The sequence below is a fragment of the Streptomyces sp. NBC_01476 genome, from assembly GCF_036227265.1.
Classification (GTDB): domain Bacteria; phylum Actinomycetota; class Actinomycetes; order Streptomycetales; family Streptomycetaceae; genus Actinacidiphila.
The window spans coordinates 3,244,479-3,257,018 of the sequence record NZ_CP109446.1; the positions used below are offsets into that span (position 1 = coordinate 3,244,479).

Sequence of the window (12,540 nt, forward strand, 5' to 3'; positions counted from 1 at the left end):
TTGCCGCGAAGCCGGGAGAGGGCCTACAGCTGCGTGTACTGGCGCTTGGTGAGGCCGTACTTCTCGGCGATGTTGTTCCAGAGCTTGACCGCGCGCTTCTTCTGCTCGGTCGCGGTGCCGCTCTCCTTGTCGCCCTCGGCGGTCTCCGAGGTGTTGCGGGCGTGGCCGCCCTTGCAGATCTTGTGCTGCTTGGCCTGGTCGGCCCAGTTCGCGTAGTGCCCGTCGGCGGCGGCGGACGCCTGCCATGCCTTGGTCAGCGCGTCGGTGAGCGCGGCGTGGTCGGGCAGCTTGTCCACCTGGAGGGTGCCGAGCTGGGTCACCAGGCCGGTGCGCTGGCCGGCGGCGGAGCGCAGCGAACCGGCGGCGCTGTCGAGGTCCTTGCAGCCCTTCACGGAGGCGACCGCGCTGACCACCGCGCTGCGGCTGGTGCCACTGGTGTTGAGGAGCGAGTCGAGCGCCTGCGCCTGCTGTTTGACGGCCGCGTCGTCGCCGCTCGCCGCGGGGCCCGAGGAGCCCGCGGATGCGCTGGGGTCGGTGGTGGCCGAGGTCTTGGCGGCCGCGTTGCTCGCGTCGCCGCTCCTGCCGCCGCCGCTCATCAGGCCGCCGACGACCAGTCCCGCCACCACGCAGCCGGCCACCACGATGCCTATGAGCACCTTGGGCGACATCCGGCCGCCGCCCCTGCCGCCTTCGTCGTCGTAGCCGGGCTCGTACGGGCCCGGCTGCTGCCCGTACGGGGGCTGACCGCTCTGGCCGTACTGCGGGGCGCCCTGCTGCTGGGAGGGCGGCGCGATGATGCGCTGCCGCATCGGGGGCGGGCTCGGCACGTCGGTGCGGAAGAGGTGGTCGTAGTCGCTGTCGTGCTGCGGACCGGTCTTCTGCCCCTGGTCGTAGCCGTCGTAGTCCTGGCCGCCGCCGTACTGGGACTGCCCCTGCTGCCCGCCGTACTGCTGGTCGTACCCCTGCTGGCCCTGCCGGCCCTGCCCGCCGTACTGCTGCTGGTCGTACCCGCCCTGCTGGTAACCCTGCTGGGGCTGCTGCTGCTCGTAGCCCTGCGGTTCGTCGTGGAATATCGACAGCGGCATCGCCTGGGTGGCTTCGGCGGGCTGTACGGGCGGCTGGCCGTGCTGCTGCCCGTGCTGCTGGGGCTCGTGCTGGGCCTGCGGTGCCTGCGGCGGTATGGGCGGCAGCGGCGGCACCGGGCCGAGACCGGCCGGATACTGCGGCTGGGCCGGGTCACCGCCGGGGTACGGAGGCAGCATCTGGGTGGCGTCCGCGACCGGTGCCGGTGCGCCGCGGTCGCCGCCCGGCGCGGGCATCCCGGCCGGGTAGGGCGGCAGCATCTGGGTCGCGTCGGCCGGCTCCGGCGTCCCCGGAGGGGGGCTGCCCCACGGGCTGCCGCCGGCGGGCTGCACCTGCTCGCCGTAGGCGTTCTGCCCGCTGGGGTGCACGACGCCCCGGTACGCTTCCGGCGATTCCTCGCCGCGTCCGCTGCTGTGCATCGCCGCCCACTCCCGCCTCTGCCCCGTGTCGCAACCGTCGGCCAACGCTACCGGGTTATCCGGAAGAGCGGCCACGCGGCCGGTGGAGTGAGTCCGGGAGCACACCGCGCGGGCGTGGTCGCTTTCCGTGCGGGGCCCGGCCTCGCGGGGGTTGCCCTGCGCTTTGACGGCCGTGCGGTGATGCGGTGTCGGTCCGGTAACGATTCGGTGCGGCCCCGCACCTGACGCTCTCCATCCGCCGTCAGGCCGCCTCGCGTTCGACCAGCTGAGCGCTGAACTCGCGTACGGCGGGCTCGGTTTCGTACGGCTCCAGGCGGCGGCGGAAGTCCTCCAGATACTCGGTGCCGCGGTTGGAGCGCAGCCCGGAGAGCAGGGTGACCGCCTGGCTGCCGGTGTGGCAGGCCAGTTCGATCTCGCGCTGCTGGACCTGGGCGTCGGCCAGCAGCAGCAGGTCGATCGCGCGGCGCCGGGAGCGCGTCTCGGGGTGGGCGGCGAGCGCCTCCTCGGCCCGCCGGGCGGCCGGCGCGGCCTCGCCCAGGTCGCGGTGGCAGTGGGCGAGTTCGTCGGCGAGGTAGGCGTGGTCGAAGTGGGCGATCCAGGCCGGGTCCTCCTCCGGCCGCGAGCGTTCCATGGCGTCGGTGGCCAGGGCGGCCACGGCGGAGAAGGTGCGGGCGTCGCCGAGCAGCGCGTGGCCGCGCGCCTCGGCGGCGTAGAACATCGCCTCGGCGGTGGCGGTGACCTGGCCGCGGGCGCCTTCCTGGGCGGCGCGGGCGAGTTGGGCGATCTCCCGGGGGTTGCCGAGGGACGCGGCGAGGTGGCTCATGCTGGCGGCGAGGATGTAGCCGCCGTAGCCGCGGTCGCCTGCCGCCTGGGCGAGCCGCAGCGCCTGGATGTAGTAGCGCTGGGCCAGACCTGGCTGTCCGGTGTCGACCGCCATGTAGCCGGCGAGTTCGGTCAACCGGGCGACGGCCGAGAAGAGTTCACGGCCGACGGACTCGCGGTAGCTGCCGCCGAGCAGCCCGGAGACCACGCTGTTGAGGTAGTGCACGACCACCGGCCGGACGTGGCCGCTGCCGAAGCGGTGGTCGAGGTCGGTGAGGGCCTGGGTGGTGGCGTTGACCGCCTCGACGTCCGATCTGCCCACCCGGGCGCCGCCGTTGCGGGCCACGCCCTGGTCGGGGCGGGTGATCAGCCAGTCGCGGCTGGGCTCGACGAGAGCGGAGGCGGCGACCGTGGAGCCGGTGAGGAAGTCACGGCGGCCCACGTCACTGCGCCACAGCTCGCAGACCTGCTCGATGGCGCCGAGCACCGTCGGCGAGAAGTGCAGGCCGATGCCGGTGGCCAGATTCTTGCCGTTGGCCATGCCGATCTCGTCGATGGACACGGCCCGGCCGAGCTTGCGGCCCAGCGCCTCGGCGATGATGCCCGGTGCCCGGCCGCGCGGCTGCTGGCCACGCAGCCACCGGGCCACGGACGTCTTGTCGTAGCGCAGGTCGAGGCCGTGTTCCGCCCCGCACATGTTGACCCGGCGGGCCAGCCCGGCATTGGAGCAGCCGGCCTCCTGGATCAGAGACTGCAGCCTTTCGTTCGGCTGCCGCGCCACTAACGGTCGTGCCGCCATCGATCCCCCCTCGTCGTTCCCATAGGAAGGTCAATTCCCACCAGAAGGCCGAAATACGCGTGTTGTGGCGGTAATTCACCTTTGCCGGACGGTTTTCCGGCCCACCGTTGACTACCCGGATCGCGGGCCGCCGCCCGCACGCGCCCCCGGCAGTGCATCCGTGCGCCCGCAGTGAGCCGCGCGTTCACCCCGCCCGCACCCCGTAACTCCTGGTGACGGCGGAAGTTGTGCAGCGCGTGGAACACACCATCGGAGCCCCGCGGCAGCTCGCCGGCCAACTGCTCGACACGGCGGTCCGATACGCGCTGGAGCGGCACTGGGACGTGCTGCCCGGTTCATGGCTGGACAGGGAAGCGGGGGGCGCACCCCGCTGCTCGTGCGCCGCGCCCTCCTGCCCGGCGGCCGGCGCCCACCCGACCCGGCCGGACTGGGTCACCCAGGCGACGGGCAACCCGGCCCAGGTACGCGGGATGTGGCAGCGCAGTCCGCTCGCGTCGGTGCTGCTGCCCACCGGCCGCACCTTCGACGCGATCGACGTGCCGGAGAGCGCCGGCCTGCTGGCGCTCGCCCGGCTGGAGCGGATGCAACTGCCGCTCGGACCGGTGATCTCCATGCCGACCCGCAGGCTGGCCTTCTTCGTCCTGCCCGGCGCCGCCGCCAAGGTGCCGGCGCTGCTGCGCGGGCTCGGCTGGCCGCCGGAGTCGCTCGACCTCGTGGTGCGCGGCCAGGGCGACTGGGTGACCGCGCCGCCGAGCCGGATGGGGACAGGAGGCTCGGCGCAGTGGCTGCGCGAGCCGAACGAGCTCAACCGCTGGCTGCCCGACGCGGCGGAACTGCTGAGGCCCCTGGTGTACGCGTGCGGTCAGGAGGCGGTCACCGCCCGCGCACGGTGACCGGCCGCGCTCCCTGCGTGAGCTGGTGCCTGACCGGAAACCGGCCCCGACCCGTCGTCACTGTCAGTGGTCCCCTCTAGGGTGGCTCCACGGACGAGGTGTGCGCGCCGCCGCCGGCCGGCGGCGGGCAGAGCTCTGGGCGCGCTACGGGGAGAGGTGCCACACGATGGGGCAGCCGAAGGAGACCACGCACGGCGAGGGCAGCGGCCCCCGGTCGTACCCGAGCCTGCCCGCCTACGGGACGACGGCGACCGGCCCCGCTCCGGCCGGCCGGGGGCCGGTCCCGGCGGTGCTGGTGCGCGGGCTGTGGAAGCGGTTCGGGGAGCAGGCGGCCGTTGCCGGCATCCACCTCGAACTGCCCGCGGGCCGCTTCATCGGTCTGGTCGGGCCGAACGGCGCGGGGAAGACCACCACGCTCTCCATGGTGACCGGGCTGCTGCGGCCGGACGACGGCACCGTGCAGATCTCCGGCCACGACGTGTGGACCGACCCGGTGGCGGTGAAGTCCCGGATCGGCGTGCTGCCGGAGGGCCTGCGGCTCTTCGAGCGGCTCTCCGGGCGCGAACTGCTCGCCTACACCGGCCGGTTGCGCGGCCTGCCCGGCGAGGAGGTCGACAAGCGGGCCGCCCAGCTGCTCGACGTACTGGACCTCGCCGACGCCCAGCACAAGCTCGTCGTCGACTACTCCACCGGGATGCGCAAGAAGATCGGCCTGGCCGCGGCGCTGCTCCACAACCCCGAAGTCCTCTTCCTCGACGAGCCGTTCGAGGGCGTCGACCCGGTGTCCGCGCAGGTCATCCGCGGGGTGCTGGAGCGCTATACGGCCACCGGCGGCACCGTGGTGTTTTCTTCGCACGTGATGGAGCTGGTGGAGAGCCTGTGCGACTGGGTCGCGGTGATGGCGGCCGGCCGGATCGTGGCCCGCGGCCCGCTCGCCGAGGTCCGCGGTGCGGCGCCCAGTCTCCAGGACGCCTTCCTCTCCCTGGTCGGCGCGGACCGCCGCGGCGGACAGGACCTGGACTGGCTCGGCGGCGGTGCCCTGTGACCGCCTCCGGCACGCAGGCACTCGGCGGCCAGCGGCCCGCCGCTCCCCGGTCGCCCTCGGTCACCCCGGTCTTCGTACGGCTGAAGCTGGCGGTGCTCCGCAACGGACTACGCCAGTCCCGCGGCCGCACCATCGGCTGGGCGGTCGGCGTCAGCTTCGCGATGCTCTACGCCCTCGGCCTCGGCGCCGGCATGATCGCGCTGCGCGGAAATCACTACGCGCCCGCCGCCGCGCTCACCCTCACCATCGTGCTGGGCCTGGGCTGGGCGGTGATGCCGCTCTTCTTCTTCGGCGGTGACGACACCCTCGACCCGACCCGGCTGTCGATGCTCCCGCTGCGCCCCCGCCCGCTGATAACCGCGCTGCTGACGTCGTCACTGATCGGCGTCGGTCCGCTCTTCACCCTGCTGGTGTCGACCGGCGCGGTGGTCGCGGTCGCCCACGGCTCCGCGGCGACCGCCGTCGCCGTCCTGGCGGTGCTCCTGCTGCTGGTGACCTGCGTGGCGCTCTCCCGGGCGGTGGCCGCCGCCAACACCCGGCTGCTGACCAGCCGCAGAGGCCGCGACCTGGCGCTGCTCAGCGGCCTGTTCGTGGCCGTCGGCGCCCAGCTGGTCAACCTCGGTCTCAGCTCGCTCTCCTCCAACGGCGGGCTGCACCGCGCCACGTCGGCGGCCGCGGTACTGCGCTGGATCCCCCCGGCATCCGCCGTGGACGCGGTGCGGTCCACCAGCCGCGGCGCGTACGGACTGGCCGCGCTCCAACTCCTCTACGGGGTCGCCGTCCTCGCGCTGATCCTGCGCTGGTGGTACCGCAGCCTCTTCCGGCTGATGGTGTCCCCCGACTCGTCCACCATCCAGGCGGCGCCGGACACGGTCAAAGGCAGTGCGGCCGGCGCCGGACTGCCGAGCCGGCTGACCGCGGCCCTGCTGCCTGACCGGCTCCTCGCGGGCCGCACCGGCACCGTGATGGAACGCCAGTTCCGCTACCTGTGGCGCGAACCGCGGTCCCGGGCGGGGCTGGCCACGGGCCTCGCGGTCGGGCTGCTGCTGCCGCTGGTCGCGGTGGTGCAGCACGGCACCGTCTACCAGTGCCTGTGGGCGGCGGGGCTGCTCGGCATGCAGATGTACAACCAGTTCGGCATGGACGGCTCGGCGTTCTGGACGGTCGCGGCGACGATATCCACCCGCCGGGACGCGGCGCTGGAGCTGCGCGGCCGGGCACTGGCCCTGGTGGCCATCGCGGTGCCTTACGTGACCGTGGTCACCGTGGGCGCCGCGCTGCTGCTCGGCAGGACCGCCGTGCTGCCCGAGACGCTGGGCCTGTCCTTCGCCTTCCTGGGCGCGCTCACCGCCACCGGCTCCTACGCGAGCGTCCGCTACCCGTACGCCGTCCCGCAGGGCAACGGATTCACGGCGGGCGCCCCAGGGCAGGGCGGGCTGGTCGCGCTCAACGTGGTCGGCGGCACGCTGAGCGGGGCGGTGTTCTGCTTCCCGGTGCTGGGGCTGTCGCTCGCGCTGCACCTGACCGGCCACCACGAACTGCTCTGGACCGTACTGCCGGTGGGGGTGGTGTACGGCGCGGTGGTCGGCGCGGCGGCGCTGCGGTTCACCGCGCCGAGGCTGCTGGACCGGTTGCCGGAGATACTGGCGGTGGTCGGGAAGGCGTGAGGTCACACGGTGGGGCCGGGGCGTTGGTGCGGTTGGTGCGGTTGGCGCCGTTGGTGCCGTTGGTGCCGTTAGTGCCCCAGCGGAAGGTGGTCATCATCGCGTCGAAGAGGTCCACCACGGCGCGGGTGAAGGCGCTCTCGGGGTTCCCGTCCCCCGCGGTGGAGAAGCTCACGGTGAGCCAGTGGGGGTGGGCCCGCTCTCCGGGGACGGGCAGGACGTAGTCGACGTGCCGCGAGGGGGCGTCGTACGGCTCTTGCGAGGGTGCCCGTACGTACTCCCGCCGCACGGCTTTCGTCCCGGCGACGTCCCGCACGGTTCCCTCGCTCTCCCCGGCCTCTTCGGCCCCTTCGGCCTCCGCCACGACGAAGGACGCGGCCAGCGGGGTGCCGCCGCGGCGGGCGGCCACGGGGACGTACAGATCCAGCCCCCCGGCCCGCCGCGCCTCGTCGGCCAGCTTCTCCACCCGCCGCCGCACGTGCAGGCGGTACGCCATCGCCCTGTCCCGCGGCACGTCCGCCGGAATCCGCTCGACCCTCCGGAACACCTGCGCGTCGAGCGTTTCATGTGTCCCGTGCCGCAGCGGAACCCGCACCCACCCGGGCGGAAGCAGCAGGCTGTACGTGGTGGGAGTGCGGGTCGTTGTCACCGGGGCACCCCCGCGCTGCGCGCGGCCCGCCGCATCCGCCAACGGGCGAACGTCGCGATGAGGGGGGCGAGGAGGGGGATTGGGACGACAGCGGGAATCGCGGTGGTGGCGGCCGCAATCGTCGACAGCACTCCTCCGGACCAGATATAGAACATCACGCCCGAGTCCCAACCCGTGCGGCGGCGAATGTCGTTCATGCCGAGCCAAACCAGCACCTGCCCGACGGCGGATAGGCCGAGCATCTCGGTGACGAAGGTGGACCTGCTCGGCGTCAGCAGGCGGGCTGTCAGACCGATGACGACGAAGCCAAACATAGGGAGAAAGGCCCCCCACCGAATCAGCTTGTCCCCGCGTGCGATGAGGCGGTCGTCTGTCAGCTCACTCGGAAACACGTGACCCCCAGCTGGCGCTCCAGACTGCGCAGCCCGACGACAAAGGTCACCATTGGCTGCCCACCTCCCTCACGTATCGATTCTTGGCATCCCCGTAGCGGCCGTAGGAGGTCTTCCATGGGAAGAGGTCACTGCTACCTGCGCCCTTATCCGCGGCATCCAGCGCCGTAGCCGCGATCCACGTGCCCTGAAAGACACGTTTGTGACCCTCCGCGCCCACGCTCGCTCGCTGGACCTCCGGGCTGTCGGGGTATGCCGCCCGCAAACGAAGAACGTCCTTGTGGAGGTTCGCCGTCTCGCGTTCGCCGCCCACTACCGCGGCCTCCCAGCGGGACGCCTCGGGGAGGGGGACGGCCGCCTCCGCCGCGAAGGCCGCGTTCGCGGCGCGACGGGTGGCCGCGCGGGCGATGTTGCGGTTGTGGCGGGCCATGGCCCGCTCCGCCCGGGTGGCGCCGCGACGGTTGACCACCGCGGAGGCGCGATCGCGCAGCGCCCGGGTCGCGCGAGCCGACGCCTCGGCCGCCCGCTCCTGCGCGGCGAGTTCGGCCGCGAGCTTCGTGGCGTCGCGGACGTTCCGCAGGCTGGTGAGCGCGGCGGCGCCCACCCGCATGGTGAGGAGGCCGAAGAGGTCCATGGTGATGTCGGCCCAGGAGCCGTCACCGGCCGAGGCGAGCAGGAGGTGGCCGGCGAGGACGCCGAAGGTGAGCCAGACGGCGAGGCCGGCCACCCAGCCCGCCGGGGTCATGGTGATCGCCGCGATGGCGATACCGGTGGCGACCCAGCTCATCACGTCCACGACGAACGAGATCACGCCCTGGCAGGAGTCGATCGCGTCCTTGCACCGGTCCCACCAGCTGTCCTTGATGGTGTCGTCGATCTCGTGGCGGAGCCGGGAGGCGTAGTGGGCGGCGCGGTGGTCGCGTTGGGCGGTGATCTTCGCCAGCGAGGTGCGCTGGGCGGTGGTGTCCTCGGGGGCCGCGTCGCGCGCGATCAGCAGGATGCGGCCCGCTTCCGTCTGGAAACCCTCCAACTCGTCTGCCCAGTGGGTCAGTTCACCTTGGACGCGTTCGTAGCGCTCGGCGGTCTCCCGCAGCCGTACCTCCAGCTCGCGTGCGCCGTCGCGGAGGGCGTCGGCGTAACGGCCCTTGAGGCCCCGGCCGCCGGTGATCGTCCGCAGGTCACTGGCCTCGGTCCTGAGCATGGCGGCGACGTGTTTGAGGTGCTCGACCTCTTCGAGGATCGCGCCGGGGTCGCCGGGGACCGGGTCACCGTCCGCGAGGGGATGCCAGTCGCGCGGTCGGGCGCGTTGCCCGGCCGCGGTCCGTACGGTGCTCAACTCGCCCGCGCCAGACGCTGGTCGGTCTGCCGGAAGGTGTCCCGGGCAGAACCGACGAGGCCGCCCACCGACTCGATCCGGGTGAGCAGCTTCTGGCGGTAGGAAGACCAGTTGTCCACGAAGTCGCCCATCGCGCCGGCGACCGCGCCCGATCCCCAGGCGTCGTGCAGCTCGTCCCGGTGCGCGGCGACTTCACGGAACTCGCCGTACAGCCTGCTCAACAGCCGTTCCGCGTCGGCCAGTACCTCGTCCGTCACCTGAAGGTCGGCCATCGCCGCACCTCCTGGCCCTGCTGTGTTCCGTTCTCTGCAGCCACGACCTCACAACGGTCCGGATCCGCCCCGAGGTTACGGCCGCGTCGGCATATGCCAGCCCATCGGGTAGTCCGAGCCGGGTGCCCGGCGCGGCGCCGACCGCCCGGTATCAGCCGCGCCCGGCGCCGGTCAGTTGGCGATGTCGCCCCGCCAGGCCGGGAGGAGTTCGTCGAGCAGGGCCTCCACCCGGGGCGGGAGGCCGCGGCCGGGGCCGCTGACGGCGTGGCTGCGGGCGATGAGGGAGTCGGCCGCCGTCTTCAGCCGGGCCGGGTCGCCGGTGGCGTTGGTGGCGCGGAGGAGTTCGAGCCAGAGGCGTTCGTCGTTGGGCGACACCGTGAGGCCGGTCTCGATGGCGGCCACCGCGGCCTTGGGCTTTCCCGCGTCGAGGTGGAGTTCGCAGAGCGCGAGGGCGATCTCCGCGACGAGGACGGGGTGCTGGGCGTCGACTATCTCGTGACCGAGCCAGCCGTAACGGCCGGGCTCGCGGTCGGCGAGGAGCGTGCCGCGGGCCAGCGAGAGGGCGTCGGTGAGCAGCCGGCGGCGCTCGATGGGATCGCCGGCCGCCCGGCCCTCGGTGGCCTCGTGGTGGAGCGTCTGCAGGACGTCCCAGTCGGAGACGACGGAGGTGGCCAGCACGATCCGCCCGGTGTCGTCGAAGGTGAGGCGGGAGGCGCCGCCGGGGTCGGTGCCGAGCCAGTCGCGGAGGCGTTCGATCAGGGCGTCGCGCACGTCCTCGGTGACACCGCGCGGCCACAGGGCGGAGGCGAGGACCCGGGGGTGGACGCCTTCGCGGTGGAGGAGGAGCAGGGCGAGTGCTTCGTGGAGGAGGCGGCTGCGTTCTGCGGGGGGCGCGTCGATGCCGATGACCTCGAACGGGCCGAGCAGCCTGGCGTAGACGCCGGGGCGGCCCTGGTCGGTGAGGTCGACGAGGAAGGGCGGCGCGTCAGGACCGGGGCCGTGGTCACCGCCGGCGTCGGCGAACAGCCGCAGCACGGCCTGGTATTGGGCCGCGGGCAGCAGCTGGGCCTCCAGGTCGAGGCCGAGCAGCGGGGCCAGCAGGCGGCCCGCGGAGGTGACTTCGAGCTCCCAGGCGGCGCCCGGCAGGTCACCGCGGCTGGTGGCGACCAGGTAGCCGATGCCCAGCCGGCCCGCGTCGGCGGCGAGTTCGGCCAGGCGCTCGGCCTCCTCGTCGGTGGGCTCGGCGGCGAGCAGGACCAGGTGCGGGGCCCACTGGGTGTGCTGGGCGCGGCCGGTACGGCCGGTGAGGACGCTGTCCTGGCCGGCGGTCCGCAGCGCGCCGGCGCGCTGGGCGGTCTCCGCGGTCATGGTCTCGATCACCTCGGGCACATCGGCGAGGTGCCGTACCCGGGCGGGCGCGAGCGCGGTGAGGTCCTCGGCGAAGCCGACCAGGGTGACCGTCATCCGGTCCGACCAGCCGTTGGTGGCCAGCTCCGAGGCCACGGAGGCGAGTACGGCCTCGCGGTCGGCGGCGGGGCCGGCCAGCGACACGATGCCGGGCACCGCTTCGAGGTTGAGCAGCAGCCGGGCCCCGTCGAGGGTGCCGAGGGCGACCAGACCGGGGTACGGGGCCGCGGCGGACACATCGGTGTCGTCGGTGAGGTCGTCCCGGTCGAGGCGCCAGAACGTCTGGTCCTGGCCGAGCTGCCAGGGCGCCGGAGGGGTGCCCTCGGGCCAGGCGAGCTGGAGGTGCAGGGCGTCGGCGGTGAGCCAGGCGGCGTACACGGTGGGGAGCTTGCGGCCCTCCCCGTCGAGCCGGGCGGACAGCGCGCGCAGGGCGCGGTCGAGGAAGGCGACGGTGTCCGGGTCGGCGCCCACGCGCAGGGCGTCGGCGACGTCGGCCTGCGGGCCGGAGGGGGTGCGCGGGGTGCGCAGGCCGCCCGCGGTGACCGACTGCCACAGCGCGGTACGGCGCCGCCGGCCGAGTGCGGCGAGCAGTCCTGCGGCCAGCAGCGGAGAGCCGATGAGCGCTTCGGAGAGGCCGAAGCCGAGGGAGGGCGAGGTCACGGCGGAGAAGGCGGCGGTGACCGTGGACCGGTGGGCGCCCCCGGTGTCCGTGGCGCTCTCGGTGCTCGTCGTGGCGTTCGCGGTGGTGGCCGCCGCCGCCTCGTGCCCGCCGGTGCCGCCCTGCCGCGCGCCGCCCTGGGCCGGCGCGGTGGTCTGCGCGGCGGTCTGGGCGGTGGCGTGCGCGCCTTCCGCGGCGGTGTCCTTGGCGCCGCCGTGCTGGGCGTACCGCTGGATGTCGGGTGCGGTGTGCGGGGCGGCGACCGGCATCTCCACGAGTTCGCCGCCGTGCGCGTCGGCGGGCATCTCCAGCACCCAGCCGGGCCGGATCAGGCTGGCCTGCGAGAGCCGTGAACCGTCCGGCTGCACACGGTCCTTGTTGAGTTCGAAGATCTCCTTGTAGCGGCGGCCGTCGCCGAGGTGGCGCTGGGAGATCTCCCACAGGGAGTCGTGGTGGCGGCCCTCGGGCGGGTTGATCCGGTAGAACTTGGTCGCCTTCTGGGCGGACTGCGCCTGCCCGGTGGCCGCGTGGGCGGTCTGCTGGTGCGGTACGGCGACGGCCGTCCGCTGCACCTGCTGCCCCGGGGTCTGCTGGGCGCTGACCGCGACGCCGGGCCTGGCCTGGCTCTCCACCGGGTGGTGCTGGCCGATCTGCGACAGGCCGGGGACCAGCCCCGCGGTGCTGACACCGACCAGCAGCAGTGCCGCGATCAGCTGCCGGGCCAGCAACTGGCTGGCACCGGAGGCCGGCACCCGGTGCGGCATGCCGACGCCGGAGACGGCGGCCTTCGCCTCCACCAGTACGCATGCGGTGAACTGCGCCCAGGCGAGCCAGACCACGACGGCCAGCGTGTTGACGAAAGTCTCCGAGGTGATCGGCTGCTGCACCAGGTCGGAGTCGAAGTGGTGCGGGAACGGCGAGCCGATGAAGTAGAGCAGCGCGCCGGGCACGCCGACCACCAGCACGGCGAGCGCCAGGAACGCGCCGAGAGCCCGTACCAGGTCGCCGAGCGTACGGCGCCTGCGCGGTGGCCCGGGGACCGCTCCACCGTGCTGCGCGCGGTTGGTTCCCGTGGCGGCGGTGCGTGCCATGGCTGCTTCC

At 73.6% G+C, this 12,540-nt stretch carries 10 protein-coding genes; 3 read left to right on the forward strand and 7 right to left on the reverse strand.

Annotated elements, in window-relative coordinates:
* Positions 1-23 precede the first annotated feature (23 nt).
* Positions 24-1,502 (reverse strand): hypothetical protein, encoded by a 1,479-nt coding sequence (locus tag OG552_RS14425; protein ID WP_329132910.1) that lies wholly within the window; start codon positions 1,500-1,502, stop codon positions 24-26.
* 241 nt (positions 1,503-1,743) lie between these two features.
* On the reverse strand, positions 1,744-3,123 hold the full coding sequence (locus OG552_RS14430; RefSeq protein WP_329132911.1) for a transcriptional regulator: 1,380 nt from the start codon (positions 3,121-3,123) through the stop codon (positions 1,744-1,746).
* A 236-nt stretch (positions 3,124-3,359) separates the two neighbouring features.
* Here OG552_RS14430 and OG552_RS14435 point away from each other — a divergent pair, with 236 nt between their 5' ends.
* The 3 genes from OG552_RS14435 (at position 3,360) to OG552_RS14445 (ending at position 6,728) form a co-directional block, all read left to right on the forward strand.
* Positions 3,360-4,016: a bifunctional DNA primase/polymerase gene (locus OG552_RS14435; protein WP_329132913.1), complete on the forward strand. Its 657-nt coding sequence runs from the start codon at positions 3,360-3,362 to the stop codon at positions 4,014-4,016.
* Positions 4,017-4,182: 166 nt separating this feature from the next.
* Positions 4,183-5,061, forward strand: coding sequence for an ABC transporter ATP-binding protein (locus OG552_RS14440; protein ID WP_329132915.1), 879 nt, complete (start codon positions 4,183-4,185; stop codon positions 5,059-5,061).
* Positions 5,058-6,728 carry a transporter gene (locus OG552_RS14445; RefSeq protein WP_329132917.1) on the forward strand — a complete coding sequence of 557 codons (1,671 nt, stop codon included), beginning with the start codon at positions 5,058-5,060 and terminating at the stop codon, positions 6,726-6,728. The genes OG552_RS14440 and OG552_RS14445 overlap by 4 nt, the downstream gene beginning before the upstream one ends.
* Here the strand turns inward: OG552_RS14445 and OG552_RS14450 are convergent.
* The 5 genes from OG552_RS14450 to OG552_RS14470 all read right to left on the reverse strand — a co-directional run bounded on the left by OG552_RS14450 (position 6,667) and on the right by OG552_RS14470 (position 12,530).
* The gene (locus tag OG552_RS14450; RefSeq protein ID WP_329132919.1) at positions 6,667-7,374 is read right to left on the reverse strand and encodes a hypothetical protein; all 708 of its coding nucleotides are present in this window, start codon (positions 7,372-7,374) and stop codon (positions 6,667-6,669) included. The genes OG552_RS14445 and OG552_RS14450 overlap by 62 nt on opposite strands.
* Positions 7,371-7,688 (reverse strand): hypothetical protein, encoded by a 318-nt coding sequence (locus tag OG552_RS14455; RefSeq protein WP_329132921.1) that lies wholly within the window; start codon positions 7,686-7,688, stop codon positions 7,371-7,373. Before OG552_RS14455 ends, OG552_RS14450 begins: the two co-directional genes overlap by 4 nt.
* Before the next feature lie 124 nt (positions 7,689-7,812).
* Complete coding sequence (locus OG552_RS14460) at positions 7,813-9,102, reverse strand: hypothetical protein (protein ID WP_329132923.1); 1,290 nt, start codon at positions 9,100-9,102, stop codon at positions 7,813-7,815.
* Positions 9,099-9,374, reverse strand: a complete 276-nt coding sequence (locus OG552_RS14465; RefSeq protein WP_329132925.1) for a hypothetical protein — start codon at positions 9,372-9,374, stop codon at positions 9,099-9,101. Before OG552_RS14465 ends, OG552_RS14460 begins: the two co-directional genes overlap by 4 nt.
* A 171-nt stretch (positions 9,375-9,545) precedes the next feature.
* Entirely contained in the window at positions 9,546-12,530 is a 2,985-nt protein-coding gene (locus OG552_RS14470; protein WP_329132928.1) for a BTAD domain-containing putative transcriptional regulator, read from the reverse strand.
* Positions 12,531-12,540 lie beyond the last annotated feature (10 nt).

Coding starts and splice junctions, on each gene's coding strand:
- OG552_RS14425 (WP_329132910.1), bottom strand. CDS start 1,502: ATGCACAGCAGCGGACGCGGCGAGGAATCGCCGGAAGCGTACCGGGGC.
- OG552_RS14430 (WP_329132911.1), bottom strand. CDS start 3,123: ATGGCGGCACGACCGTTAGTGGCGCGGCAGCCGAACGAAAGGCTGCAG.
- OG552_RS14440 (WP_329132915.1), top strand. CDS start 4,183: ATGGGGCAGCCGAAGGAGACCACGCACGGCGAGGGCAGCGGCCCCCGG.
- OG552_RS14455 (WP_329132921.1), bottom strand. CDS start 7,688: ATGTTTGGCTTCGTCGTCATCGGTCTGACAGCCCGCCTGCTGACGCCG.
- OG552_RS14465 (WP_329132925.1), bottom strand. CDS start 9,374: ATGGCCGACCTTCAGGTGACGGACGAGGTACTGGCCGACGCGGAACGG.
- OG552_RS14470 (WP_329132928.1), bottom strand. CDS start 12,530: ATGGCACGCACCGCCGCCACGGGAACCAACCGCGCGCAGCACGGTGGA.